Origin of the sequence: Arthrobacter sp. Soil763 (genome assembly GCF_001428365.1) — a bacterium.
Taxonomy (GTDB): domain Bacteria; phylum Actinomycetota; class Actinomycetes; order Actinomycetales; family Micrococcaceae; genus Arthrobacter.
In genome coordinates this window covers 285,860-310,490 of the sequence record NZ_LMSH01000002.1, presented here as the reverse complement: position 1 = coordinate 310,490, position 24,631 = coordinate 285,860, and the positions used below count along the sequence as shown (strand labels likewise).

The window sequence follows — 24,631 nt, the reverse complement described above, 5'->3', positions numbered from 1 at the left end:
CCGACCTAACAAGAAGTACAACCGCCGGGAAGCAGTGGCCGGCTACCTGTTCATTTCCCCGTGGATCGTCGGGTTTCTGGTCTTTATGCTCGGCGCGATGGTCTACAGCCTGGTGATCTCGTTCAGCCGCTACAACCTCGCCACCAACGTCGCCAAACCGGCCGGCACCACGAACTACGCATTGCTTTTCGACGACCCCAAGGTGGCCGCGTCACTGGCCAATACCCTGTTTTACGCCGTCATGGCCGTGCCACTGGAAATCTGCGTGGCGCTCGGTCTTGCCCTGCTGCTGAACCAAGTCGGCCGCGGGGCCGGGTTCTTCCGCACCGTCTACTACCTTCCCAAGATGACGCCCTCGGTCGCCACCGCCGCGGTATTCCTGCTGTTGTTGAACGGCAATACCGGCGCCATCAACCAGGCCCTCCGCTTCTTCGGAATCACCGGCCCGCAATGGCTCATCGACCCGGCCTGGGTGAAACCCTCCATCGTGCTGATGACACTCTGGGGGGTGAGCGGAACGATGGTCATCTTCCTTGCGGCCCTCAAGAGCGTTCCGAAGGATCTCTATGAGGTGGCTGCCCTCGACGGCGCAGGCCCCGTGCGGAAGTTCTTCTCCATCACGGTCCCGATGATCTCCGGCGCCATCTTCTTCAACGTCATCGTCCTGACCATCGCCGCCCTGCAGGTCTTCGACCAGGCCTATTTGTTGTTTTGGCGCGACCAGACCAGCACTTCGCCCGAGGCATCCCTGTTCTACGGTATCTACCTGTTCCAGCAGGCCTTCCGTGAATTCAATTTCGGCTTCGCCTCAGCCATGGCCTGGGTCCTTTTTGTCCTGATCCTGCTGATCAGCCTCCTTCAGGTCCGGATCGGCAACAAGTTCGTCTACTACGAGGGGGAAAAGCGCTGATGGCAACGACACGGACCCAGGCGGCCGGGGTTGAACCCCGGACCGATACCCGGCCGGCGGACGAACCGCCGCGCCCACGGCGCAAGCGGCTCTCCCCACGGAGCAAAGCGGGCCGGGTGCTGCTGTGGTCGCTTCTGACGCTGTTCAGCGCCGCATTCCTCTATCCGCTGGTCTGGCTCATCGCCGCCAGCCTCAAACCACGCGGGGAGGTCTTCGACAACTCGCTGATTCCCCGCACCTTTTCCCCGCAAAACTACATCCAGGTCTGGGAGCAGCTCCCGCTGGTCAGCTGGGTGACGAACAGTTTCCTGATCGCCGTCCTGGCCGCGACGCTGGTGACGATCTCCAGCGCCATGGTCGCCTTCGGGTTCGCCTATTTCCGCTTCCCGGGCCGAAACTTCCTCTTCGGCCTTGTCCTGGCCACCATGATGCTTCCCGGGGCTGTGACGATGGTGCCGCAGTACCTCATTTGGAAAAACTTGGGAGTCCTGGGAACGTGGATCCCGCTGTTCGGCATGAACCTCTTCGGATCAGCGTTCTACATCTTCCTGCAGCGTCAGTTCTTCCTCGGCCTGCCCCGCGAACTCTTCGAGGCAGCCAGGATCGACGGCGCCAGCTACTTCGGCCTCTTCCGCCGGATAGCCCTGCCGCTGTCGATCCCCTCCCTGGTGGTGATCTTCATCTTCGAATTCCAGGCCAGCTGGAACAACCTCCAGTCGGCCCTGATCTACCTCAACGCCGGATCGGTCGAGGGCTTCACCGCACCGCTTGGGATCGCCTACGCCATGACCAAATACAGTCCAACGAACGGCGGGCAGGGCGACTACCAGTTCGTCATGGTCGCGACCCTGCTCATCACCTTGCCCATGCTCATCCTCTTCGCCTTCGGGCAACGCCACTTCATCGAAGGCGTGGCCACGGAAGGCCGGAAGGGCTGAGCAGCGCCGAAAATTCCGAAACGTCGGCCCCCTAGCCGTGCCAGGGCCCGGCCGATACAGTAAGCATACTGATGAATAATCAGCCCCTTGTTGATCCCCGATCCAATCAGAGGAGAAATCGTGAGCACCAAGGTTGAGAAGCGCATTCTGGTCAACGTTCCCGTCAGCGTGGCCTATAACCAGTGGACCCAGTTCGAGGAGTTCCCCCACTTCATGGGCGGGGTCAAGAGCGTCAAGCAGCTCAGTGACGAGCAGCTCGAGTGGACGGCCGAAATCGCCGGGGTTCGCAGGCAGTGGCAGGCCCGGATCCTGGAACAGGTGCCCGACCAGAAGGTTGCTTGGGCGGCGACCGAGGGTGCTACCAACGCCGGGTCCGTGACGTTTGAAGACCTCGGCGGCGGCCAGACGTCGGTACAGCTTTCCCTCGACTACGAGCCCGAGGGCGTGGTGGAGAAGATCGGCGACAAGCTCAACGTCGTGGAGAAACAGGCGGAGGGTGACCTCGAGCGGTTCAAGGCCTTTATCGAAGACGAGGGCTACGCGACCGGCGCGTGGCGCGGCACGGTCGGCGGAGGCGTACCGGGCGGAACCCCCGGCGTCGAGGACGCCGCCGCCTCACGCGGCGACAGCGGCAAGGCCGGGGTCTCCGGCAAGGTGATTGCCGGCGTCGGCCTCGCGGCCGCCGCGGCCGCCGGCGTGGCTGCGGCCTCCGGCAGCAAGAACTCCGACGGCGACACGGTGCCCGCCGACGCCGCGGCTCCGCCCCGTCCGGGGGCGGCCACAGTAGTACCGCCCACCGGCACCACAGGCAGCGTGTTCCCCGACGAGGGCCTCGGGCACGACGCCGGCCCAGCCCAGGCTGCAGCCGGCACCACCGGAGCTCCGGACACCCGCCCGGTCGGCAAACCCTTCGACCAGACGAACGGCCTGGTCGATACAGAAGGCGACTCCGACGAGACCGCCCTCAGTGACACGGCGAGCGAGGCCGAACGCCGGGCGCGGACCGAGGGCGGCCCGGGCACCCTTCCGCCCGCCGGCGGCAGCCTCGGGCAGCACTAGGGACGACCAGCGGCGCGAAGGCCGGGGCGAGCGGGGCCACCGCCGTCCCGGCCTTTTTGCTGCCTGTGGCCGGCCGCTCGGCGACAACCGGGCTTCCCGGCGCGCTAGGGAGCCGCGGGCCCGCCCCGGTCATCCGGGATCATCGACCACATGGTGGCCATCCGCTCGGCGCCGTCGGGAACCTGGTCGGGGTCCTCGAGCTCATAGTCGCGGAGCAGGTCGAAGAGCCGCTGGTTCAGTTCCGCGCGCTGGGCCGGGGTGAGGTACAGCAGGTTGCTGGCCAGCACCACCGACGAGGTGCCGTCCGCCGCCTCGCCGCGCTGGCGCTGCTCATCGCGCGACCTGGCGTAGGCCTTAACGCGCCGGCGGTAGGCGTCGAGCTCGAGATCGAGCACGGCAAATTCCGGGCTGGCCAGTCCCCCGCCGGAATTGATGGTGAAGTCGGTGCCGGCGGCTTTCCAGCGACGCTCGCGCGCGTCGCCGGCCGTGGCGGCGGGCACCACGATGCCCCATTTCTGCAGGGCGCGCAGGTGGTAGCTCATGGCGCTGGGCGTCAGGCCGGTCTGGGCCGCCAACTCGGTGGCCGTGCGGCTGACCTGGGTGGAGTAGAGCTCGGAGATGACCTCAAGCCGGGCGGCGTGGGCCAGGGCCCGGATCGCCTTGGGGTCGGTAATCTCGACCTTCTTTTCCGGCCGGGGCCTGCGCTTGGCGGCCGGCGCGGCGGCGTCAGCCGGGGCAACTGACTTCGAGTTCTCTGCATTCACTCCTCCAGTCTACCGACGAACCCCAAACTCTGAAACAAATGCTTGACACCCGATCCGCGCCGGGGCTACCTTGCTGTTTATGAAACAGATACTTCACAAGTGGCGCGGCACCGGGCGCGGCCCCTCGCTGCTGCGCAACCGCGACTTCCTGCTCGCCAGCAGCGCCCGCTTCCTGGCGACGGCGGGAATGGGCGCCGTCGTCGTCAGCATCATGCTGCACCTGCAGAACATGGCCGCGGCTGGGCCGGACGCCGCGGCCGGCCCCTGGCTCGTTGCGGCGTACCTGGCCTGCTCGGCGCTGCCGCTGGTGCTGCTCGCGCCGTGGGCCGGCCGTCTCGCCGACACACGGGACTCCCGGACCCTGGCGGTGGGGTCCTCGGCCGTGAGCGCTGCCGCCGTTGGCGGGATGGGCGCCGCGCTGCACTACCTCGAGAACCCCGTCGCCGCGCTGTTCGCCCTGACCTTCCTGCTGGATGCGGCGCAGGCCGTCGCAGGACCGACCTGGCAGGCGCTGCTGCCCCGGATCGTCGGGGAGGAACGCACGCCCCGGGCGGTGGGCACCATGCAGGCCACCATCATGATCGCCGGCATGGCCGGTCCCGCCGCGGGCGGCCTGCTGAGCGGCTGGGGCGGCTCGGGCCTGGTCTTCACCGTCGCAAGCGGCTGCTACCTGGGCATGGGCGCCGGCGCTCTGCTGATCCGGACCCGCCGGGGCACCGCCGCGGAGCGGGCCGGCCGCGAGGCGCCGGCCCTCCTCGATGGCCTGCGGCTGATCCGGCGGGACAGCCTGGTCTGGGCCCTCGTCCTCGGCGCCCTGTTCTTCATCATCGTCGGCGAGGCCACCAACGTGCTGGAAGTCTTCCTGGCCCGCGGCGAACTGGGCGCCAGCGAAACCGAGTACGGCCTGCTGGCCGCCGCGTTCGGCCTGGGCATGGCCGCGGGCGCCGCCCTCGCCGGCCGGATCCGCACGCCGCAGGCGAGGTTGCGGGCGCTTTTGGCCTCCATGGTGCTGACTTCGGCGTTCCTGGGCGTGATGGCGCTGGTGCCGACCGTGGGCCTGCTCTTCGCGGCGTACACCGCGATGGGCGCGGCCTGCGGAGCCTTGAACGCCTGCTTCGGCGCGATTGCGATCCTGCGCGTTCCCGAGAGCGGGCGCGGGCAGGCGATGGCGATCATCGGGGGCATGACCCGCGCCGTCTCGATTGCCGCCCTGGCGATCGGCGGCCTGCTGGGCGCGCTGTTGCCGATCCGGCTGAGTTTCCTTGCCACCGGGGTGGGCGGGGTGCTCGTCGCTCTGGCCGTCAGCGCCTACGTCCTGCCGCGGTTCGGGCGCGCGGACTCGCCCGCAGCGGCTCCCATGCCGGCACCCGCACCCGCCGCAACCGCCCCGGTGTCGCCCGTCCCGGCGTCAGGCGGGAAGCAGGAAGCCGTCGCGCACCAGGTTGGCGACCTCCTCGAGGAGCCCGCGGCGGAACGCCCCGGCGTCGTACCCCTCGTAGCCGCCCAGCAGCGCGTCCAGGGCACCGATGATCTGCCCGACGGCGAGCTCGCCGTCGCACGCTGACACGAAGCCGGCCAGCTCGGTACTGAGCAGGTTGGTGCGGCGCAGGCCAGCACCCTGGCGCAGCAGGATGACGCCCGGATGTTCGGCGCCGGGCCGCTGGTGCCGTTCCTCGGTGACGTCGTCGGCCACGACCAGGTGCGCGGGCTCCAGCTCGTGGCCGGCCAGCCAGTCGACGCGTTCGACGGCGGCGCCCAGGTGCGGGCCGACGGGCTGCTCGATCGGGTAGGTGATCTCCTCGAACCGGCACAGTACCGGACGGGCGCCGGGCGCGGGCCGGCGGAGCCAGATCATGCCAAAGCCGATGGCCTCCACGTTCCGGGCGGCGAAGTCCGCCAGGTAGGCCGCGTACGAGTCCCGGTATAGCCGGCGGTCGCGGGCCTCGGAGGCGTCCTGCAACCAGGTCTCGGCGTACTGCCCGGGGCTGACCTGCTCGCGCTGGATGAACCAGGCGTCCGATTCCGGGGCCACCCAGGTCCGCGGCCGCTCGTCCCACGCGGTACCCGCCGGAATCTCCCAGTTGCCCAGCAGCTGGGCCGTCCCGCCCGGGGCCAGGATGCCGGGCAGCCCGCGGACCAGGGCGTCGACAATGTCATCGCCGGGCAGGCCTCCATCGCGGTAGGTGAACTGGTCGGCAGCCGCCTCGCCCGCGGTGCGCGGTGTGATTACGAACGGCGGGTTGGAGACGACTAGGTCAAATTCCTGGCCCGCCACCGGGTCCAGCAGGGAGCCCAGCCGCAGGCTCACCCGCTCCTCCAGGTGCGCGGGATCCAGGTGCAGCGCACCGGCGTTGAGGACCAGGTTGAAGCGGGTGAACGCGAGCGCACGCTCGGAGATATCGGTGGCCGTGACGTGTTCGGCGTGGTGCAGCAGGTGGAAGGCCTGGATGCCGCAGCCGGTGCCGAGGTCCAGCGCGCGGGCCACGTGCCGGCGTGCCGTGACCTGGACCAGGGTGGTGGACGCCTGCCCGATCCCCAGCACGTGGTCATGGCGCAGGACGCCCGGGCGCTGGTGGGCGGCGAGGTCGCTGGCGACCCAGAGCTCGGCGCCGCCGCTGGCTGTGCCGTCCTCATCGACGGACGGGTCCCAGCCGTAGGGCCGCAGGTCCACCTTCGCCTGGATCCGGCCGTCCCCGGACGCCTCCACGAGGCCCAGCTGCTGCAGGCCTTCGGTGCGGATGCCCGGCAGGGCGGCGTCGAGGGTGCCGGGGGTTTGCGGTTCGGCCAGCAGCCACAGGCGGACGACGGCGGCGAGCGCGGCCGTCGTCGTCCCAAGCTGCGCAGCCGCGTCCGTGGCGATCAGGGCCGGAACGAGCTGGTCCCGGGCCAGGGCCGCGTGGGCCTCCGGCCCAAGAAGTTCCGCGACACCGTCGACCGTGTAGCCGATGCGGCGCAGGTCCGCGGCGAGCGCCTGAAGCAGGTCCGGGAGATCGCTGCGGGGAGCGTCGGGGGTATTGCCGGCCGTGAATAGCGTAGAGGGAGTCACCGGACAAGTTTAGGCGCGGCGTCGTCGGCGTCCCGCTTTCCCGCCGTCCCCGTCCCCGCGCGCACTGCCGTGGCAGTGCCGCCGCTAGAGGTGCTTGGCCGCGTAGGCCTGCAGCGCGTCCCGCACGAACGTCGCTCCGGCGGTCCCGCCGTAATTCGCGGCGAAACGGGGGTCTGCCACGTACATCTCGCCCAGGCCGGACAGGTATTCCTTCACGTTCCCGCCGACTGCGGGGGTCCCGGGAATCCCGGCGAGCCATTCGACGTGGCGCCGTGCGAGGTCCTGCGCTTCCGGGCTGTCCGGGGCGATGCCGGATTCCGCGGCCGCAATCCAGTCCTGGCCCAGCCGTGCGGCCCGCTCCTTCCATCCGTCCTTTTCGGCCCCGTCCATGCCGCGCCACCAGGCATCACCCTGCGCGTACGCGTCCTTGCCCCAGCGCTGCTCCACTTCGTCCTTATACCGGTTGTGGTCGAACCCGTCGAACATTTTCTCGGCCATGAGATCCCTCCCTGCTGTGACTTCCTTGAGTGTGTGCTGGACCGAAGCGATCTGCCGCGCCAGCCTGTCATGTTCCTGTTGCAGCCATTTGAGGTGGGCGGCCAGCGCGCGCCCGGCCTCCTGGTCCTGGTCAAGGACCTCGCCGATCGCCGGCAGGCCCAACCCCAGATCGCGCAGCAGCAGGATGCGCTGCAGCCGCAGCAATGCTGTCTGGTCGTAGTACCGGTAACCGTTCTCCCCGATACGGCTGGGCTTGAGCAGCCCGACGGCATCGTAGTGGCGCAGCGTCCGGCTCGTGGTGCCTGCGAGCTTCGCGATCTGCTGCACGGACCAGTCCATGGTGCTCCTTTCCGCCGCCGGATTTCTCGGCCGCTGCCCCGAGCCTAAAGCTTGACGCTGCGTCAAGGTCAAGGCCTCCGGCTCAAGGGCCGGGTCCGGGTCCCGGGTCCGGAGGGCGCGGTCCCAGAGGGTAAGTTGGAGGCATGCTTTCCGCTCCAGCGCTGCCGCTCCGCGCCCGCGTCGTCCGTCGACTCCTCGCCGCCGCGGCCGGCGCCGCCGTCGTGATGGGCGCCGCCGCGTGCGCCCCCGGAGGCTCGATCGAATCCGCCGACGTGAACGCGTGGAAGGCCACCGCCTTGCCCTCGGCCGGCGGCGTCGTGCTGGCCGACGCCGGCAAGATCCTCAACCGCGACCCGGTCGCGAAAGACGCCAGCGTCCCGGCCGGCAGCTACACCCTGACGATGACCTGCGACGGCGGCGGCAAGGAGTTCTTCGAGGTAACCCTCGACGGAACCCACCTCACGGAGGCCGGGGCGGCCTGCAACGGCAGCCGGGAAACCGCCAGGATCACGGTCCCCTCCGCCGGCACGCTGAAGATCAGCGCCTCAAGCGTGGACGCCCCGCTGATCTTCGCCTACGAGCTGACGCCAGCGGGCTGAGCTGCGGTCCGCCGGCCGCCGGCCGCCGCTGCCACTAGGCTCGGGGCATGGTTGCTGCTGGGGGTAAGCACAGGGTTCGTGCCTGGGCAACGCTGATCGCACTGGTTTTCTCGGCGGGGCTGGCCGGCTGCGAGGTCGCGGACGACGTCGGCGTGCCGGGGCCCGACACAGCGCCCACGGCCCGGCCGCCCGCACCGCGGCCGACACTGCCGCCGCCAACCCAGGACGAAGCTGTTGCCGCCGAAGCGGCCAAGAACACGGCGGTAGTCCAGCGGCTCCTCGGCCCCCGGCCGAAGAACGAAGTGATGGCGGCCTTGACCGGGATCGGCTTCCGCCAGACCAAGCAGGGCACGGTCAAGGGCCTTTATGCCGTGTCAGTGGCCTGCGCCGGCACGCCCACCGCGCTCGTGACGGTTACCCAGCCGGACCGCCGGTACGGGACAAGGCTCACGCTCAAGGTTCCGTGCGGGCGCACCGTCGAGGCGTCCGTGAAGCTGGAGTCCGGGCCGACCACGGTGCAGGTTGATCCGCTGTCAACCGAGCCGGCTCCGGGCGCCGCCGTCGCGATCCGGCTTGAGCGGCTGCCCACCCCGTAGTGGCGCACGCGCCGCAGGTCGCCGGTCTCTGGCGCGGGTCGCCGGGCTCTGGCCCGCCGCCGCGGCCAGGCCTACAGTCGGAGTATGCCCTCCGCGCAAGCACCCCGGGTGCGGCGGTCGCGCGCCGCCGCCGCGCCGGCCGCGCTGCTGGCGTGCACCCTGGGGCTCGGCGCCTGCGAGTACCAGTACGACGACGGGTTCACCCCGGCGTCGTCGGCTCCGCCCACGGTCACGGCCACCGACGCGGCGCTGCCGCAGGACCCGGGACGGAACCGGCCCGTTTCGGGGGCGGAACTGCACCGGTGGCTGGCGGAGGTGCTGCCCGAGACCGCCGGCCAGGTCTTCCAGACGCGGTCCGGGCTGCTGGACGCCGGCGAGACCCGCCATGAGACCACCACGCAGCTGCCCTCCGGGACGTACTCGCTGACCCTGGTCTGCCGCAGCACCCGGCGGGTGTCCTTCACCGTCCGCGACAGCGAGAGCACCCTGGTGGACCTGAGTCTGCGCTGCGGCGCTCCCCGGGTGAATGTCGTCCAGCTCGCCGCGGATACGGTGCTGAGGCTCCGGGTGGAGTCGCGGGCGCCGGCGAACTATGCCTACCGGGTCAGCCGGATCTGAACCGGATCGGTGCGCGACGGGCGGCGGGGCGGAGCCGGACCGGTGCGGGGCCGCGCGGCGGGGCGGTCGGGCCGGCGTTACGCCGCGCAGCCGTCCGGGCAGCGGAGCGTTGACGGGTCCGACGCGCACTCGGCGCAGTACAGGGTCAGCGTCCGGCAGGCAGGGTTCGAGCAGTTCTCGAACTTGCTGGTCGGGGCGGAACACCGGACGCATTGGCCGATGGTCTTGGCGTCCTCGCTGAATTCAAGGTGCATGCGCCGGTCGAACACGTAGAGCGAGCCCTCCCAGAGGCCCTGGTCCTTGAACGCCTCGCCGTAGCGGACGATCCCGCCGTCGAGCTGGTAGACCTCTTTGAAGCCGCGGTTGATCATGAGGCTGGAGAGGACCTCGCAGCGGATCCCGCCGGTGCAATAGGTGACCACCGGCTTGTCCTTGAGGCCGTCATACTTGCCGGATTCGAGTTCCTTGATGAAATCGTGGGTCGTTGCCACATCGGGCACGACGGCGTCCTTGAACCGGCCGATCTCGGCTTCGAAGCCGTTGCGGCCGTCGAAGAACACCACCTCGTCCCCAGCCTGTTTCTTCGTCTCGACCAAGCGGTGCAATTCCTCCGGCGCCAGGTGCGTCCCGCCGCCGACAACACCGTGTTCGTCCACCTTGAGCTCCCCCGGTGCGCCGAAGGAGACAATCTCGTCGCGCACCTTCACGCTCAGCCGCGGGAAATCAGCGGCCCCGCCGTCGGACCATTTCACGTCGATGCCGCGGAATCCTTTGTACTCCCGGGTGGTCTTTACGTACTGCTTGACCGCACCGATCTCGCCGCCGACCGTGGCGTTGATGCCGTCCTTGGAGATGAGGATGCGGCCGGTCAGCCCCAGCTTCTCGCAGAGGGCGCGCTGCCACAGCCGGACCGCTTCCGGATCCGCGATCGGGGTGAAGCCGTAAAAGAGCACAATTCGATTTAAAGCCACGTGTTTAAGCGTACTTGGCCCGCGCAAAACACCGCCGGCCACCGGCGCGCTGCTGCCGCACAGTCACAATTGGATAAGTAAGCGCCCCCGGCCTGCTGCGGCTCTGTTACTTGTGGCGGGGCTGGAATACGCTCGTCTCATGAGTGTTGACGCCATGGTTAACGACACCACCCACCTCCTGGAGGTCTGGGTCGCCGGGTGGGCCGGTTGCCGCGGCTACGAGACGCGCAGAGAGGGCCGTTTTCCCGCCGTGCTGCGGGCGGACACGACCCGCGAATGGGAATACTTCGCCCACGATCCCGCGGAGGCCGAGTTCGGCGAACTTGCCGCGAAGACCGCCGAGGTCCCGGCGCGGATCCTGACGATCCTCACCAACGACGTTCCCCGCTACACGGCTCTTGCCGCGAAGAACGGACTAAACGTTACGTCGGCGTCGCAGACGATGATGATCGTGGACATGGAGACCCAGGACGCCGAAGATCCCTGGCTCCCGGACGACGACCTGCGCTGGGTGCCGTCGACGGCAGACGGGGTACACCACGCCGTCGTCTATGCCGGTGAGGAGGTCGCCGCCAGCGGCCGGGTCTTCGTCGCCGACCACACCGCCGTCTTCGACAAGATCGTCACCGAGCCCGGCTTCCAGCGGCGCGGACTGGGCAGTTTCATCATGCGGGCCCTGGCGGCGCAGGCCTTCGAACACGACGTCGAATCCGGCTTGCTGCTGGCCTCCCTCGACGGCCAGAAGCTGTACTCGCACCTCGGCTGGTCCACGGTGTGCCACGTGCTCATGCTGTCGGCCTCGGACGAAGGCGCCGACCTGTCCGTGGGCTGACCGCCGCACCTCCCGGCAGTCGTCCGGCATGTTGACCCGCAGCGCCCGGCTTAGCTACCGGGCGGCGATTTGAGCCCGGGTGAAAGAATGTTGGGGTGAACCCGCACGACTCCCTGATCCCGTTGCTGGGCCGTGGCCCGGACCCGGAGCAGCTGCGTCACGTGCGCACCGTCCCGGCCCGGAAAGCCGTCAACGAGCCCTGGCCGGAGTGGGTGCACCCCGATCTGGTGCGCGCGTACGGTTCCCTCGGAATCGACGAGCCTTACCGCCATCAGGTACAGGCCGCCGGGATCGCCCACGCCGGCGAACACGTAGTGATCGCCACCGGGACGGCGTCGGGGAAGTCGCTGGCCTACCAACTGCCGGCACTGGACGCGGTCCACCGCTCCGAGCTGCGCGTCCTCGCGGACCCCGGAAAGATTCACGACGACGGCGCGGTCACCCTCTATCTCTCCCCCACCAAGGCGCTCGCGGCCGACCAGCTGGCGGCCATCCGCTCGCTGAATCTGCCCACGGTCCGCGCGGAAACCTACGACGGGGACACCGACCCGGCGTCGCGGCGCTGGATCCGGGACCACGCGAATGTCATCCTGGCCAACCCGGACATGCTGCACTTCGGGATTCTGCCCAACCATGCCTGGTGGGCGCGGTTCTTCCGCCGGCTGCGGTACGTGATCGTGGACGAGGCGCACAGCTACCGCGGCGTCTTCGGCTCCCATGTGGCTAATCTGATGCGCCGGCTGCGGCGGATCTGCGCCTATTACAGTCCCGGCGCTTCCCACCCGGGCCCCGTGTTCATCGCCGCCTCCGCCACCGCATCCGACCCGGGCACCTCCTTCGGCCGGCTCATCGGCGCGCCCGTCCGGGCTGTGTCCGAGGACTGCTCCCCGCACGGTGCCACGACCGTGGCTTTCTGGGAGCCTGCGCTGACCGAGCTGCGGGGCGAGAACGGCGCCAAGGAGCGCCGCACCGCCGTCGCGGAGACGTCGGACCTGCTCGCGAACCTTGTGTCCGCCAGGATCCGGACCATCGCCTTCATCAAGTCCCGCCGCGGGGCAGAGACCATCGCTTCGATCACCAAGCGGCTGCTGGATGAGGTGGACCCCAGCCTGCCGCAGCGGGTGGCGGCCTACCGCTCCGGGTACCTCCCGGAGGAACGGCGCGCCCTGGAACGGGCCCTGCGCTCGGGTGAGCTGCTGGGCGTCTCCAGCACCTCGGCGCTGGAACTCGGCATCGACATCTCCGGGCTCGACGCTGTCCTGGTCGCCGGCTGGCCGGGCACCCGGGCGTCGCTGTTCCAGCAGATCGGCCGCGCGGGACGGGCCGGGCAGGACGCCATCGCCGCGTTCGTCGCGAGCGATGATCCGCTCGACACCTACCTGGTGAACCACCCCGAGGCGATCTTCGACGTTTCGGTGGAGGCCACGGTCTTCGACCCCTCCAATCCCTATGTCCTCGGACCCCATCTCTGCGCCGCCGCGGCCGAGCTGCCGCTGGCGGCCGGGGACCTTCCGCTCTTCGGGCCGACGGCAGAGAAGCTGCTCGGCCAGCTGGTTGCCCGGGGCTACCTGCGCAGGCGTCCCGCCGGCTGGTTCTGGACGCACCCGCAAAGCGCGGCCGCGATGGTGAACCTGCGCGCCGACGGCGGCGGTCCGGTGAGCATCGTGGACGCCGACACCGGTTCCCTGCTTGGCACCATGGACTCCCCGCAGACCCACTACCAGGCGCACACCGGGGCGGTCTACGTCCATCAGGGCGACAGCTACGTGGTCGAGGAACTGAACGAGGCGGAGCACTGCGTGGTGGTCCGCCGAGCCAACCCCGACTACTACACGACCGCCCGCGACGTGACGCAGATCGAAGTCCTGGAGACGCTTCGCACGACCCGATGGGGTGACGTGGCGGTGCATTTCGGCGATGTGAAAGTGACAACACAGGTAGTCTCCTTCCAGCGCAAAGCCTTGATTTCCAACGAGGTCCTGGGGGAGGAACCGCTCCAGCTGGGCGCCAGGGACCTGTTCACCAAGGCGGTCTGGTTCGTGATGGATAACCGGTCCCTGACCGGCGCCGGGCTGATCGAGGCCCAGTTCCCGGGCGCCCTGCACGCCGCCGAGCACGCCGCCATCGGGCTACTGCCGCTGGTTGCCTCCAGCGACCGCTGGGACATCGGCGGCGTGTCCACGGCCATCCACGCCGACACCGGCGTGCCCACCATCTTTGTCTATGACGGCCACCCCGGCGGGGCAGGATTCGCTGAACGCGGCTATGACAAAGCCAAGGTCTGGCTTTCCGCGACCCGGGAGGCTATCCGAGCCTGCGAATGCGAGGCCGGATGCCCCTCCTGTGTGCAGTCGCCCAAGTGCGGGAACAAGAACAACCCGCTGGACAAAGATGCCGCCGTCAAGCTGATCGAGATGCTGCTCGAAGATGCGAGCGAGGTCATGGGCGGCCCGGCGGCGGATCCGGGCGGTCAGCCCGCCGGCCTCACCGCTAACCCGACGGGCTAGCACTCAACCGGACTGGCCAGCGTCACCTGCCGGCGGCGGTCCCGCCCGTGCAAGGCCGGTGGCCGGACCAAAAGCGGCACGGTCGCGCAGTTCGGTCCAGACCTGGACTGTTTCCCCTGGTTCCAGGACGCAGTCCACAAGCCTGGCCCGGTACCGGTCTGCGACCTCGGCCGCGACGGCACAGGGTTCTCCGGCCGCGAGTCCGCGGGTGGCGTCGGCGGCGGCAAGGGCAGCGAGATCCGCTGCGGCCGCTGCCCGGGCGGCCATCACCGCGGCCTGGCCCAGCAGCAGGGCAGCGGCCAGGGCCAGGAGCAGCACCATGCCGAGTCCCAGGGCGAGCCCGGTCCCCGCGCCCTGTTCCGAGGCCGTCCCCGCTGCCTGCCGCATCAGGCGCTCCGGCCAGGGGCAGGCCGGGACGCAGGAGCCCCTGGAAGGGCCACCGCGTCTGCGGTCTCGGTTCGCGCCCATGCCCGGGCTGTGAGGGTCCAGGGGACCAGCGGGCCCAGTGCGCCGGTGACGGCGGCGGATACAGTGACGCTCCGCCAGGCGCCGTCGGATGCGATAGCTGCCCGCGCCGACTCCCCGGCCAGCTGCCGCACGGTCACGCCCACGGCGGCCGCATCGTCGCCGCGGGCCAGCGCCCTGGCACCCGCCCGTGCTGCTTCCTCAAGCCGGAGCTGCGTCAGCCCGGCCGCGGAGCCGGCCAACACGAGCGCCAACAGCAGGACGACCGCCGGCAAGGTTACGGCGAACTCGGCAGTCACCGCGCCCCGGCATTCCGGTGCCCTGGCGCCGGAGCGTGGAAGGGGCCCCGGCGCAGACTGCCGTCCTGCGGAGGAGCGCGGCTGCGGGGACCGGTCTGGCCCGGCCGGAAGGGCCCGCCCCGGAGCGAAGGGCTCCGGCCGCGACAGCCGGCGGATCATGGCAGTGCCAGCGCCGTGCGGATGAGATTGAGCAGGAAGCCGCGGACCTCGTCGCTGCGCATGATCAGGACAAGCAGGCCCGCGAAACTCACCGCGGCAAGGGTGGCGATGGCATATTCGGCGGTTGCCATCCCCGCCTCGGTGCTCTGTGTGTTGCGCCGTCGGGGTCCCTGGTGAACGGGCGCGGCTTCCATCGCACCAGGGTAGATTTCGCTGACCACGGGTGCGTCTTCGCCGGTTTGGCTGCTGCCCGGCCCGGCCGGGTCGATGCGGTGGAGTGTCATGGGATGCCTTTCTGGGTGGTGGGGGTTTTGCCGGGACAGTCGCCCGGAGTCGTTTGTCGTATTTTTGGGATTCCGTCGTGATGACCGGCTTGTTCCAATCTCGCGCCCCGCCCTGTAGCCGGGTAAGGGCCCGCTGCGGCCAAGTGGAAAAGTCCGGCTGTGGAGGAGGAGTCGCAGTGCGAAAAGCGCCATGCTGCAGAGCGGTCAGAGGCCTGCCGGCAGCATCGCGAGCACGACGGGAACAATCCCGAGGCACACGAAGGCCGGCAGTGAACACAGCCCGAGCGGGAGGACCAGCCTCACGCCCAGAGCGGCGGCCCGGCGTTCGGCGGCCCGAAAATGCTCCCGGCGCAGCCTTGCCGCCTGGGCGTAGAGAATGGCCGCTGAGGGTGCCCCTGTCAGCGCTGCGAACCCCAGTCCGTCCCGGATGGCGAGCAGCCGGGCGGGGATCTTGCCGGAAGTCCGCCAGGCCGTCTCCCAATCGGCGCCGATGGCCAGGGAGGACACGACCGGGCCCAGTGGCCGCCCGAGCGAGGGCTCGGCCTGGGCCGCCAGCAATTCCAGGGCCCGGCCCAGCCCGGCCCCGGAATCCAGCATGGAGCCGAGCAGGTCCAGCATCAGGGCCGGGTCGCTGATGCCAAGCCCTCCGGCCGGATCCTCCGGGGCTCGGCGGCCGGCGCCGGCCCGGCTACCCTGCCGGGCGCTTCCGCCGCCGGGCGGCCGCCGGGGTGCACCAGGGCGGCTGTCCGGATGATCCATGGCACGCTTCCATCGGCGCCGCGGCCGGACGCCGGGCACGAGCATCAGGACCACAGCAGCGGCCAGCAGCGCAGCCACGGCCACGCCGCCCTGCTCCGGAGTCACGGTTCTCCCCCGGCCGCTGCCCGGACCAGGCGGGAGGACCACATCCGGCCGGCTGCGGCAAGAACGAACCCGGCGACGAGCGCGGCCGTACCCAATGGGGTGCCAAGCAGGACCGCCAGCGGATCCACTCCGAGCAGCACCCCCAGAGCAAGTCCGAGGAACGGCAGCCAGGTCAGGATGCGCACGGTCGCGCGGGGACCGGCCAGGGCGGTTTGCCGGGCGGCGCCTGCGTCGTCGCCGGCCTCCAGATGGGCGGCGAACCGGGCCAGGACATCGGCGAGCGGGCACCCGCTTGCCTCGGCGACGTCGAAGCAGGCTGCCAGTTCGCCCCAGACGGCCAGTTCGCGCGGCGGCGGCTGCATGCGGCGTCTCCGGCCCGGGGCAACGGTACCGGCCGCGGCGCTGCGGATCGCGGCGGCGACCGGCGACCCCGTTGCCGCCGCTGCCCGGGCCGCGGCCAGGATTCCGCGCGAGGTTTCGCCCAAGGCTCCCGCCGGACCGCGGACCGCTTGGAACTGCCCGCTGCCGGGGCGCCCGGCGGCCGGCGGGCCCTGGTTTCCGTAGAGCAGCCAGAGTTCCTCCCAGAGGCGCGCCGGAGCGCGGCCGCCCCGGAGCAGCGCAGCCAGTTGCAGGACCAGGACGGTCATGGGAACCTCCACCGGCGGGTTCCTCCTCCCGCGCCGCAGCACGGCATCCCGGGGCCATCGCCGCATACTGGACCACGCCCCGTCCGGGTCCGGCGCCCGCCCGGTCATGGTTTGACGGAGGCGGCGGTCGGGGCCGCCCGGCGGCGCAAACACAAGCCATAACGCCAGAACGAGGAACCCCGCCAGAGCGGCTGTCACGGCGATCCGGCCCTCATACCGGCTCCCCCGGGCCGGGTGCGCCGCCCGCCCGGTGTCCGGTCGCCGGGCAGGTGGCGGGGTCTACGCCCAGCCGGGTGGCTAAGGCCGGCCATGCCGGGCCCGGGCGGACGGTGCCGGCGGCGTCGACGTCGAGCGCCGCGGCGACGGCGAGACCGGCGGGCCGGTCCTCAAGGAGTCCGATCGAGGCGAGCTGCCGGCCGTGGGGCCGACGCTCGAGGTGGACCACGGCGTCGAGGGCGCTGATGGTCTGGAGGCGGACGGCGTCCTGCGACATTCCCGCGAGCGCCCCGAGGGCCGTCAGCCGGGCGGGGACGGCGGCGGCGGTGTTGGCGTGGATCGTGCCGCCGGCGCCGGTGTGTCCGGTGTTCATGGCGGCCAGCAGTTCCCGCACCTCGGCGCCACGGCATTCCCCCACCACGAGCCTGTCCGGTCGCATCCGCAGGGCTTGGCGGACGAGTTCCCCGAGGTCGACGGCGCCGCCGCCCTCCAGGTTCTGGTGCCGCGCCTCCAAGGAGACGACGTGCGGGTGCACGGGGTTCAGTTCGGCGGCGTCCTCGATCAGCACCAGCCGCTCCCCCGGCTCGCAGAGTCCGAGCAGCGTCGCCAGCAGTGTCGTCTTTCCGGCACCGGTCGCCCCGCTCACCAGGAAACTCAGGCGGCGTGCCACCATCCGTGTGAGGATCCCGCGGATCAACGGGCCGAACATGCCGGCAGCGGAGAGCTCCGCGAGGGTGAACACCGAGTCCCGCCGGATCCGGACGCTCACCAGCGTGCCGGCCGAGGAGATCGGCGGCAGGACGGCGTGGACGCGGTAGCCGCCGGCGAGCCGGACATCCGCGCAGGGCGAGCCGTCATCAAGACGGCGCCCTCCGGCTGCCACCAGCCGCACGGCGAGTGCCCTCACCTGCGCCTCCCCGGGAAACCTGATCGGCGCCCGTTCCGGCCCGCGGCCGCGGTCGAACCAGACCGAATCGGGCGCGTTGACGAAAATGTCGGTGACTCGCGGGTCTCGCGTGAGCGGCTGCAGCAATCCCAGCCCGTTCAGTTCCGCGCTGATGCTCTCGACGGCGGCGAGCGCCCCGGCCGCGCCCAGGACCCGACCGCTTGCCTGCACGGCGGCCGCCACCCGGGTCGGCGTGACCGGACCCGGCTCCGCCATGACGGATTCGCGCACCACGTCCAGCAGCAGCGGGTCCACCCCGCCGGGTGCGGCCAGCCGGTGCCGGGACCGCGGCCGGCCGGCGTCCAGCGGTCCAGACGAGGCGTGCGTGCTCACGGCGGGCCGGCCGCGTCAACGTCGAAGAGAGCCGTCGCGAAACGGTGCACGCTGCGCCGGGCGCCGGTGTCCAGCAGCCGGCCAAGTTCCGTGGCGGCCGCTGTCCCCCGGATCTCCGGCACGATCCCCTGCACCGGCAACCGCACCGCCTGCGCAACGAGTTCGTGGCCGACCGTGGCGCCGGGCTTGGCCCGGAGGACCAGCACGGTGTCCGCCGGAGGCAGCTCCGCCACCAGCCGGGCCGCGGCTACGGCGGCCCGCAACTGTGCCGGCACGACCACGACGAGGCGGTCACATTCCCAGGCGAAGCTGCGCACGGCGTCGAGCCCGCGCCCAATGTCCACAACGACCAGCTCGTAGGACCGCCGCGCGGCGTCCAGGACACCGGCTGTGGTGGCGTCGTCGATCGCCGGGGCCGGCTCGCGGCTGCCCGGCCAGGACAGGAAGGAGAAGCCCCCCGCCTCCGGCAACGCCTGCTGGAGCTGGTCCGGGTCGATGCTGCCGCTGGCCCCGGCCAGGTCCGGCCAGCGGAGCCCGGGCTCTTCCTCCGCCGCGAGGGCCAGTTCCAGGCCGCCGCCCCAGGGGTCGCCGTCGACCAGCAGGACCCGCGCGCCCAGGCCGGCCGCGGCCTGGGCCAGCCAGACAGCGGCCGTCGTCGCCCCGGCGCCGCCGCAGCCACCGATGACGCCGAGCACGTGTCCGCCGGGGTCCGGGGCCTGCGATCGGGTGAGGTACTCGGCCAGCCACGCACCGGCGTCGGGAAGCACGGCCACGCGGTCGGCGCCCATCGCGGCCGCCAGCGGCCAGAGGCCGTCGTCGTCCAGCCCGACGAGAACAGCCGGAGCGCTCCGCCGGGGCGGCAGTTCGGCCACGTCACTGCCCACCAGGACGGTGCCGGCCGAGTCCCAGTGCGGCGCGGCCGCAGCGGCATCGGGCACGACCAGGAGCTGGCGTCCGGCCGCGGCCGCAATCCGCTCCACCTCGCTGCGAAGGACCGCTGACCGGGTGACCAGCAACGTCCCGGCAGCGTCCGCGGGCAGCCACGGCCCCGCCCGGACCGGCGCGCCGGGCTGTGGGCCACCGTACCGCGGTTCCGTGTCCGGCCGGTCACGCTCAGCGGCCCGGCGGCGGGGCGGGGCGGACTGCGTGTTTTCCGTCCGGGAAGGGTCGGGCTGGGGAAGCTGATGCCGGCTCATTCCCCCACTGTGGAGGCCGCGGCGGCGGCAGATAAGCGGCGTCCCCCGCTATGTGGACAACCCGTGCCGATGACGGCCAGGGCCGGCCGGCAGGGCAGAATTGGGAGCATGCATTTGCTGCTTGCCGCCCACGCCGACGGCGCAGCCCTCCAACGGCTCACGCACCTGGGCGCCCCGGACCCTGACGCCCCCGGCCCGCGGATTCTCAGCGCCGCCGAACTTCCCGCCGTCGTGAGCGCGCTGGAACGGCAGCGGCCGCGGTGGATCTGGCACCGCACCCAGGACTGGTACCCGGCCCTGCTGGCCGCCGGCGTCGAGCTGGAACGCTGCTACGACCTGTCCCTGTGCGGGGCGATCCTGGCCCACTCGGAGTTCACGGCGCACACCGCCTACGCCCGTGCCACGGAGAAGCTGACGGCCGACGACGACGTCCAGCAACCGCCCCGGGCGCTGCAGCCGCCGCCTCCCCCGGCGGACCAGGGCGCACTCTTCGACGCCCCCGGCCCGCGCGCCACCGCCCGGCACTCCCCGGAAGAGCTCCGGGCCGAATACGCCGCGCAGCAGGAAGCCCTGGCCGGCGTCGCCCCGGACGGGGACCGGCGCAGGCAGCGGCTTCAGCTGCTGCTCGCCGCCGAGTCCGCGGCCGCCATGATCGCCGCCGAGATGCAGCACACGGGCGTGCCCTGGCGCGAGGAACTGCACGAGCGGATCCTTGCCGACTACCTCGGCCCGCGCCCGGCCGCCGGCCACCGCCCCGCCAAACTGGAGGCCCTCACCGGCGAACTCCGCCGGCTGCTGCATTCCCCGGCGCTTAACCCCGACTCCCCGCAGGAACTGATGCGGGCCCTGCACCGCAACGGGATCGAGGTGAAAAGCACCCGCCAGTGGGAACTGAAGGAATCCACCCACCCGGCCATCGAGCCGCTCCTGGCCCACAAGAAGCTTGCCAGGCTCCACGCCGCGAACGGCTGGGCGTGGCTGGACGCCTGGGTCAAGGGGGGCCGCTTCCGGCCCGAGTACGTCGTGGGCGGCGTGGTGTCCGGCCGGTGGGCCTCCCGCGGCGGCGGTGCCCTGCAGATTCCCCGCCAGATCCGCGGCGCAGTGCATGCCGACCCGGGACACAAGCTGATCGTCGCCGACGCCTCCCAGCTGGAGCCGCGGGTGCTGGTGGCCCTGGCCCAGGACTCGAAGATGGCGGCGGCCGCCCGGGACAAGGACCTCTACGCCGGCATCGCCGCGCAGGGATTCGGCGGCGACCGGGCCAAGGCCAAAGTTGCCCTGCTCGGCGCCATCTACGGCGCGACAACGGGCGAATCGGGGCGGCTGATGCCCCAGCTGGCGCGCACCTACCCGCGGGCCGTCGGCTACGTGGAGCACGCGGCGCGGGAAGGCGAGGCAGGCCGGACGGTCACGACCCGGCTGGGCCGCAGCAGCCCGCCGCCCTCGGAACGGTGGCGGCAGAGCCAGCAGTCGGCCACCGCGGAGGAACAGCGCCGGGCCGACGCGCTGGCCCGTTCGCGCGGCAGGTTCACCCGGAACTTCGTGGTGCAGGGCTCGGCGGCGGACTGGGCCGCCTGCTGGCTGGCGGAGCTGCGACGGCGGCTGCGGACGCTGCGTGCCGGCGGCGGCCCCTCCGGCGAGCTGGTCTTCTTCCTGCACGACGAGGTCATGGTCCACTGCCCCGTGGACGCCGTGGACGCGTGCGTCCGGGCGATCGAGGAGTCGGCCGCGGCAGCCCGCGAGTTGCTGTTCGGCCGGATTCCGGTCGAATTTCCGGTCAGTATCGCCGTCGTCGACTCCTACGACCACGCGAAGTAGCTGCCGCCATGCCGCCCGTCCCGGCGGGTGTGACGCCGGGGGTAACGTACCCGCCGGTAGCGTTGCAGGCGCTCCGGCGGCCTGCCTACGCTCGAAAAGCCGGCGGACGCCCCTGGGGGTGGACGCCGGCGCGAAGGCAATAAGGCAAGGAACCGGAGGCAGCGAAGTGGCTGGCATATTCGAGATCGCAGCGGCGGGAGACAACTCCTACTTCTTTAGGCTGACGGCGCCGGACGGGACGGTCGTCGCTGTCTCACCGCTGTTCAGCACCCTCCAGGGCGCAGCCGCCGGAATCACCGCCGTGCGCGAACATGCTGCCACCGGGCACGTCGTGGACCGGTCCGCGGGGAAGCCGGTCCGCATCTAGCCGTCGATGCCGTGCAGCCGGGTGCGGTCCCACGGGACCGCCCAGCCCAGCTGGTCGAACAGCTGGTTCAGGATCATCCCGGTGAATCCCCAGACCACGACGCCGTTGACGGTGAACGCCGGGCTCTGGAAGGTCTGGCCGGCGCGGCTGACGGTGGCCATGACCCGGTTGTCGGGATCCAGCAGGTCCCGGACCGGCACCCGGAAGACCTGGGCGGATTCGCCGTAGTCCACCACCCGCACCGGGGAGGGCGCGGCCCACCAGCCGAGCACCGGGGTGACCAGGAAATTTCCGCGCGGCAGGGCAAGCTCGGGCATCACGCCGAGCACCTCCACCCCGCCGGGATCGAGTCCGGTTTCCTCCTCGGCCTCACGCAGCGCGGCTTCGATGACGGTTTCCCCCGGGTCAATGCCGCCGCCGGGGAACGCGACCTGTCCGGGGTGGTCATCAAGGGTCTGCGCGCGCTGCAGCAGGAGCACATCAAGGTCCGCCGGGGCAAGCAGCTTCACCGACTTCGCCGGGACGTCGTCCAGGGCGCCGAAGAGCATCAGCACGGCGGCCCGGCGGACCCGCTCACCGGGCTCGACCTTCAGTTCACGCCAGCGCGGGTCCGGCGGCGGCGCCGTTCCGGCGCGCACGGCCCCGACCAGCCCGACCAGGTCCTGGCGGGCCGTCACCGCGGCCTTCTCTGCGATTCCATCCGGATTTCCGCGGCCCGGTGCGTCTCGGCCAGGAGCTTCTCCAGCAGCTCCTCCTGCCCGGGGGCAAGCTCATACTTCAGCAGCTGCCGGGCCTTGTCCGAGTCGGTCTCGCCGGTACCGTAGCTGGGGCACCAGTTCGCGACGGCGCAGGCGCCGCAGGCCGGCTTGCGGGAATGGCAGACGCGACGGCCGTGGAACACGACCCGGTGCGAGAGCATGGTCCAGTCCTTCGGTTCGAACAGTTCGGCGACGTCGGACTCGATCCGCACGGGGTCGTCCGACTCGGTCCAGCCGAACCGGCGGGCCAGCCGGCCGAAGTGCGTGTCCACCGTGATGCCGGGGACGCCGAACGCGTTGCCGAGGACAACGTTCGCGGTCTTGCGTCCCACGCCGGGAAGTTTCACGAGCTCTTCGAGCCGGCCGGGCACCTCGCCGTCATAGTCGTCGACGAGTTTGGTGCCCAGGGCCATCAGGTTCCGTGCCTTGGCCCGGAAGAAGCCCGTCGGCTTGATGATGGCCTCCAGCTCGGCCGGCTCCGCCTCCGCCATGCTGCGCGCATCCGGGTACCGGGCGAACAGCAGCGGCGTGATCTGGTTTACCAGCACATCCGTGGTCTGCGCCGACAGGACGGTGGCGACCACCAGCTCGAACGGGCTGCGGAAATCCAGTTCCGCGTGGGCGTACGGGTACTGCTCCGCGAGTGCCCTGTTGATCCGGCGGGCCCGCCGCTTGAGCCCCAGCAGCGTCTCTCCCCCGGCGGCGCGGGGACGGGACTTTGCGCCGGGCGGCACGGTGGCCGGAACGACGGCGGCGTCCGCGCCGGCCGGTTCGGTGGACACGGTGCCGCTAACCGCGTTCGATGTTGCTGAGATCGCGGAGGACACCGACCCTGCCGTCCGTGTGCTGCACCAGGAACTCATGGCCCCGGTCCTCGAGGGCAAGGACCCAGCCGCCGGGTTCAATGACGAAGGCGGGGGCGCCGGTGCGCTCGTCCATCGCCGTTCGGGGCTGGGCGACGGCGAACCAGAAGGCCTCGTAGGCGGGCTGGGGCGCCGCGGCGCCGTGCCCGGCCGGGTCGACGGTGGCGCCGATCGGCTCCTGCGGGCGGACCTGCGGGTTGAGGGCGGTGGGCGCCTCGTAGGGCGAGGCGGCGGGAACGGCCGCGGTCTGGGTCTCCTGCGCGGGATTCGGTGCTGCGGGGGCCGCGGGCGCGGCCTGGGTCTGTTCGGCGGCAGAGGGTACCGCTTCGCCGGCCACTGCGGACGGGGAGCCCGCCTGCGCAGGCGCCTCGAAGGGAACCACGCCGTGGGCCTGGGTGGCCGGTTCGGCCGCCGCCGGGCGGGACGGGTTCGCGCCGGAGGCAGCCGCCGCGCCAACTCCCGCGGCTGCTGCCGCACCGGACGGGAACCCGGCACCGTGGCCTGCCGCGGGGACTCCGGGGCTCTGGGGTGCGGTCTGCGCCTGCGGCGTGGTCCGGTCCTGGGGGCTGTGCTGGTCCTGTGGGCTGTGCTGGCCGTCGTCGGCCTTTTTGCCCGGAGCCATTTTTTTCGCCCACCCCGCCAGCGCACCGCTGCCGGCGTTGGCGCCGCCGGCGGGTTTGGCAGCCTTCGGGGCGCGCGGCTTGCGGACCGGCTGCGCAGCCTCCCGCGCCACCACGTGGGCGGGGCTCTCGACGCGGTGCAGGAAGTCGCCGGCGAGGACTGGGATAAGCCGTGCGAGCACCGTGGAGGTGAAGAGCCCCAGCGCACCGATCAGACCCAGCAACAGGGACGGGACGAATGCTCCCGCGACCGCCAGGAAGAAGAACGCCAGGCTGAAGGACGCCACGACGGAGGCAAACTGGTCGACCGAGAGGGACCCGATCCGGATCCTGGTCCCCGGGCTGACCCGGCGCGCAACGAACAGCGCGGCAACGATCAGCGGCAGCAGGATTCCCAGGCCGAGGAAGAAGAGGCTGCCGAGATTCCACAGGTTGTACCGGACGGCGAACATCGGGATCAGCGAGGCGATGAACAGCACCAGTGTGGAGCCAAGAACCGTGAGATCGCGGACCGTGAAGGGCCCCAGGACCGCTTCGTTGTTCTTCGCGTTCGGCTTATCCACGGTGAAGCGGGGCTGCTCCCCCCGGCCGTCCGGCGTCTGCCCGGCGGGATCCTCGGTCCGGGAGGGCGCGCGCAGCTGCCCGTTGCTTTGCTCGTTCATTCTGTTCTCCTTAGCGTGGCCGCACCCTGGACGGTGCCGCCTAACGGCAGCCAAGAAAGGGCCGCTCTGCGGCCCAATCGCTCCCATCGGATGTCACAACTCGGTATCAGCCTAGCCAAGTGGCTGAACGTTCACTAGCCGGGGCGCGGCCAGCCCGCCCGGGCCCTGCGGGCTTTCGCCGAACGCGTAAACGAGCGGCCGCATGGGAGCGGATCCCGCCGCCACGGCGGCTTCCCGCGGCCCCTCACCGCGGCCCGGCCCAGCCATTCGGCGCTTAATAAGCACCGCTCGCGGCTCCCAATGTGACGGGGCGCACGTTCTGTCGGGGGCGGGCGTTAGTGTGTAGTTCGGAACAGCTCTTTCCGGCACGTCCGTGACCGGCAGATGCCCGGCGCCGCGCAAGCGCCCCGGGTGCCGGCCGGGCGGACGCGCCGGATGGCACGGCTCGATGAATGAT

At 71.1% G+C, this 24,631-nt stretch carries 24 protein-coding genes and 1 pseudogene; 11 read left to right on the top strand and 14 right to left on the bottom strand.

The window, feature by feature from the left end:
- Positions 1-34 precede the first annotated feature (34 nt).
- The 3 genes from ASG71_RS05025 (at position 35) to ASG71_RS05015 (ending at position 2,907) form a co-directional block, all read left to right on the top strand.
- Positions 35-910: a carbohydrate ABC transporter permease gene (locus ASG71_RS05025; protein WP_235563970.1), complete on the top strand. Its 876-nt coding sequence runs from the start codon at positions 35-37 to the stop codon at positions 908-910.
- Complete coding sequence (locus tag ASG71_RS05020) at positions 910-1,848, top strand: carbohydrate ABC transporter permease (protein WP_056737602.1); 939 nt, start codon at positions 910-912, stop codon at positions 1,846-1,848. The genes ASG71_RS05025 and ASG71_RS05020 overlap by 1 nt, the downstream gene beginning before the upstream one ends.
- A gap of 120 nt (positions 1,849-1,968) precedes the next feature.
- Entirely contained in the window at positions 1,969-2,907 is a 939-nt protein-coding gene (locus ASG71_RS05015) for an SRPBCC family protein (protein WP_056737601.1), read from the top strand.
- A 104-nt stretch (positions 2,908-3,011) separates the two neighbouring features.
- Here the strand turns inward: ASG71_RS05015 and ASG71_RS05010 are convergent, their stop codons facing one another.
- Positions 3,012-3,671, bottom strand: coding sequence for an ArsR/SmtB family transcription factor (locus tag ASG71_RS05010; protein ID WP_056737600.1), 660 nt, complete (start codon positions 3,669-3,671; stop codon positions 3,012-3,014).
- A gap of 79 nt (positions 3,672-3,750) precedes the next feature.
- Between ASG71_RS05010 and ASG71_RS16880 the strand changes: the two are divergent.
- Positions 3,751-5,049 (top strand): annotated as a pseudogene (locus ASG71_RS16880) (MFS transporter); the annotation flags it as partial.
- 30 nt (positions 5,050-5,079) lie between these two features.
- Here ASG71_RS16880 and ASG71_RS05005 read toward each other — a convergent pair.
- Both ASG71_RS05005 and ASG71_RS05000 read right to left on the bottom strand, forming a co-directional pair.
- Positions 5,080-6,717 carry a methyltransferase gene (locus ASG71_RS05005; protein WP_056737599.1) on the bottom strand — a complete coding sequence of 546 codons (1,638 nt, stop codon included), beginning with the start codon at positions 6,715-6,717 and terminating at the stop codon, positions 5,080-5,082.
- Positions 6,718-6,801: 84 nt separating this feature from the next.
- Positions 6,802-7,554: a MerR family transcriptional regulator gene (locus tag ASG71_RS05000; RefSeq protein WP_056737598.1), complete on the bottom strand. Its 753-nt coding sequence runs from the start codon at positions 7,552-7,554 to the stop codon at positions 6,802-6,804.
- Between the two features lie 143 nt (positions 7,555-7,697).
- Between ASG71_RS05000 and ASG71_RS04995 the strand changes: the two genes are divergently transcribed.
- The 3 genes from ASG71_RS04995 to ASG71_RS04985 all read left to right on the top strand — a co-directional run bounded on the left by ASG71_RS04995 (position 7,698) and on the right by ASG71_RS04985 (position 9,367).
- Positions 7,698-8,153, top strand: a complete 456-nt coding sequence (locus tag ASG71_RS04995) for a hypothetical protein (RefSeq protein WP_056737597.1) — start codon at positions 7,698-7,700, stop codon at positions 8,151-8,153.
- Positions 8,154-8,200: 47 nt separating this feature from the next.
- A complete protein-coding gene (locus ASG71_RS04990; RefSeq protein WP_056737596.1) occupies positions 8,201-8,749 on the top strand; it encodes a hypothetical protein in 549 nt (182 codons plus the stop codon).
- Between the two features lie 84 nt (positions 8,750-8,833).
- A complete protein-coding gene (locus tag ASG71_RS04985) occupies positions 8,834-9,367 on the top strand; it encodes a DUF6023 family protein (protein ID WP_056737595.1) in 534 nt (177 codons plus the stop codon).
- Between the two features lie 77 nt (positions 9,368-9,444).
- Here the strand turns inward: ASG71_RS04985 and ASG71_RS04980 are convergent, their stop codons facing one another.
- Positions 9,445-10,338, bottom strand: coding sequence for a rhodanese-related sulfurtransferase (locus tag ASG71_RS04980; protein WP_056737594.1), 894 nt, complete (start codon positions 10,336-10,338; stop codon positions 9,445-9,447).
- A gap of 139 nt (positions 10,339-10,477) precedes the next feature.
- On the opposite strand from ASG71_RS04980, the gene ASG71_RS04975 reads away from it, so the two are divergent.
- Both ASG71_RS04975 and ASG71_RS04970 read left to right on the top strand, forming a co-directional pair.
- Positions 10,478-11,170: a GNAT family N-acetyltransferase gene (locus ASG71_RS04975; RefSeq protein WP_056737593.1), complete on the top strand. Its 693-nt coding sequence runs from the start codon at positions 10,478-10,480 to the stop codon at positions 11,168-11,170.
- A 95-nt stretch (positions 11,171-11,265) separates the two neighbouring features.
- Positions 11,266-13,677, top strand: coding sequence for a DEAD/DEAH box helicase (locus ASG71_RS04970; RefSeq protein WP_235563935.1), 2,412 nt, complete (start codon positions 11,266-11,268; stop codon positions 13,675-13,677).
- Positions 13,678-13,680: 3 nt separating this feature from the next.
- On the opposite strand, the gene ASG71_RS04965 is transcribed toward ASG71_RS04970, so the two are convergent.
- From ASG71_RS04965 to ssd, 7 genes are all read right to left on the bottom strand, one after another.
- Positions 13,681-14,064 (bottom strand): Rv3654c family TadE-like protein, encoded by a 384-nt coding sequence (locus ASG71_RS04965; protein WP_056737592.1) that lies wholly within the window; start codon positions 14,062-14,064, stop codon positions 13,681-13,683.
- The gene (locus ASG71_RS04960; protein ID WP_235563934.1) at positions 14,064-14,441 is read right to left on the bottom strand and encodes a TadE family type IV pilus minor pilin; all 378 of its coding nucleotides are present in this window, start codon (positions 14,439-14,441) and stop codon (positions 14,064-14,066) included. The genes ASG71_RS04965 and ASG71_RS04960 overlap by 1 nt, the downstream gene beginning before the upstream one ends.
- 155 nt (positions 14,442-14,596) lie before the next feature.
- On the bottom strand, positions 14,597-14,884 hold the full coding sequence (locus tag ASG71_RS04955) for a DUF4244 domain-containing protein (RefSeq protein WP_056737590.1): 288 nt from the start codon (positions 14,882-14,884) through the stop codon (positions 14,597-14,599).
- A gap of 204 nt (positions 14,885-15,088) precedes the next feature.
- Complete coding sequence (locus ASG71_RS04950; RefSeq protein ID WP_056737589.1) at positions 15,089-15,748, bottom strand: type II secretion system F family protein; 660 nt, start codon at positions 15,746-15,748, stop codon at positions 15,089-15,091.
- Positions 15,745-16,395 carry a hypothetical protein gene (locus ASG71_RS04945; RefSeq protein WP_321164496.1) on the bottom strand — a complete coding sequence of 217 codons (651 nt, stop codon included), beginning with the start codon at positions 16,393-16,395 and terminating at the stop codon, positions 15,745-15,747. The genes ASG71_RS04950 and ASG71_RS04945 overlap by 4 nt, the downstream gene beginning before the upstream one ends.
- A 211-nt stretch (positions 16,396-16,606) precedes the next feature.
- Positions 16,607-17,890, bottom strand: a complete 1,284-nt coding sequence (locus tag ASG71_RS04940; RefSeq protein ID WP_200947940.1) for a TadA family conjugal transfer-associated ATPase — start codon at positions 17,888-17,890, stop codon at positions 16,607-16,609.
- The gene (gene ssd / locus ASG71_RS04935) at positions 17,887-19,086 is read right to left on the bottom strand and encodes a septum site-determining protein Ssd (protein WP_082574880.1); all 1,200 of its coding nucleotides are present in this window, start codon (positions 19,084-19,086) and stop codon (positions 17,887-17,889) included. Before ssd ends, ASG71_RS04940 begins: the two co-directional genes overlap by 4 nt.
- Before the next feature lie 108 nt (positions 19,087-19,194).
- Here ssd and ASG71_RS04930 point away from each other — a divergent pair, with 108 nt between their 5' ends.
- Together ASG71_RS04930 and ASG71_RS04925 are read left to right on the top strand one after the other, a co-directional pair.
- Positions 19,195-20,904 carry a bifunctional 3'-5' exonuclease/DNA polymerase gene (locus ASG71_RS04930; protein WP_056737586.1) on the top strand — a complete coding sequence of 570 codons (1,710 nt, stop codon included), beginning with the start codon at positions 19,195-19,197 and terminating at the stop codon, positions 20,902-20,904.
- A 166-nt stretch (positions 20,905-21,070) separates the two neighbouring features.
- Entirely contained in the window at positions 21,071-21,271 is a 201-nt protein-coding gene (locus ASG71_RS04925; protein ID WP_082574878.1) for a YegP family protein, read from the top strand.
- On the opposite strand, the gene ASG71_RS04920 is transcribed toward ASG71_RS04925, so the two are convergent.
- From ASG71_RS04920 to ASG71_RS04910, 3 genes are read right to left on the bottom strand one after another with little or no spacing between them, the layout of a single operon-like run.
- Complete coding sequence (locus ASG71_RS04920; protein WP_157366226.1) at positions 21,268-21,948, bottom strand: NUDIX hydrolase; 681 nt, start codon at positions 21,946-21,948, stop codon at positions 21,268-21,270. The two genes, ASG71_RS04925 and ASG71_RS04920, sit on opposite strands and share 4 nt — an antisense overlap.
- On the bottom strand, positions 21,945-22,811 hold the full coding sequence (gene nth, locus ASG71_RS04915; protein WP_414826647.1) for an endonuclease III: 867 nt from the start codon (positions 22,809-22,811) through the stop codon (positions 21,945-21,947). The genes ASG71_RS04920 and nth overlap by 4 nt, the downstream gene beginning before the upstream one ends.
- 7 nt (positions 22,812-22,818) lie before the next feature.
- Positions 22,819-24,174: a hypothetical protein gene (locus ASG71_RS04910; protein ID WP_056737585.1), complete on the bottom strand. Its 1,356-nt coding sequence runs from the start codon at positions 24,172-24,174 to the stop codon at positions 22,819-22,821.
- Positions 24,175-24,631: the final 457 nt, after the last annotated feature.

Excerpts from the sequence above, each read along its gene's own strand:
- ASG71_RS05020 (WP_056737602.1), top strand. The coding sequence starts at position 910 with ATGGCAACGACACGGACCCAGGCGGCCGGGGTTGAACCCCGGACCGAT.
- ASG71_RS05000 (WP_056737598.1), bottom strand. The coding sequence starts at position 7,554 with ATGGACTGGTCCGTGCAGCAGATCGCGAAGCTCGCAGGCACCACGAGC.
- ASG71_RS04995 (WP_056737597.1), top strand. The coding sequence starts at position 7,698 with ATGCTTTCCGCTCCAGCGCTGCCGCTCCGCGCCCGCGTCGTCCGTCGA.
- ASG71_RS04990 (WP_056737596.1), top strand. The coding sequence starts at position 8,201 with ATGGTTGCTGCTGGGGGTAAGCACAGGGTTCGTGCCTGGGCAACGCTG.
- ASG71_RS04985 (WP_056737595.1), top strand. The coding sequence starts at position 8,834 with ATGCCCTCCGCGCAAGCACCCCGGGTGCGGCGGTCGCGCGCCGCCGCC.
- ASG71_RS04975 (WP_056737593.1), top strand. The coding sequence starts at position 10,478 with ATGAGTGTTGACGCCATGGTTAACGACACCACCCACCTCCTGGAGGTC.
- ASG71_RS04965 (WP_056737592.1), bottom strand. The coding sequence starts at position 14,064 with ATGCGGCAGGCAGCGGGGACGGCCTCGGAACAGGGCGCGGGGACCGGG.
- ASG71_RS04955 (WP_056737590.1), bottom strand. The coding sequence starts at position 14,884 with ATGACACTCCACCGCATCGACCCGGCCGGGCCGGGCAGCAGCCAAACC.
- ASG71_RS04945 (WP_321164496.1), bottom strand. The coding sequence starts at position 16,395 with ATGACCGTCCTGGTCCTGCAACTGGCTGCGCTGCTCCGGGGCGGCCGC.
- ssd (WP_082574880.1), bottom strand. The coding sequence starts at position 19,086 with ATGAGCCGGCATCAGCTTCCCCAGCCCGACCCTTCCCGGACGGAAAAC.
- ASG71_RS04930 (WP_056737586.1), top strand. The coding sequence starts at position 19,195 with ATGCATTTGCTGCTTGCCGCCCACGCCGACGGCGCAGCCCTCCAACGG.
- ASG71_RS04910 (WP_056737585.1), bottom strand. The coding sequence starts at position 24,174 with ATGAACGAGCAAAGCAACGGGCAGCTGCGCGCGCCCTCCCGGACCGAG.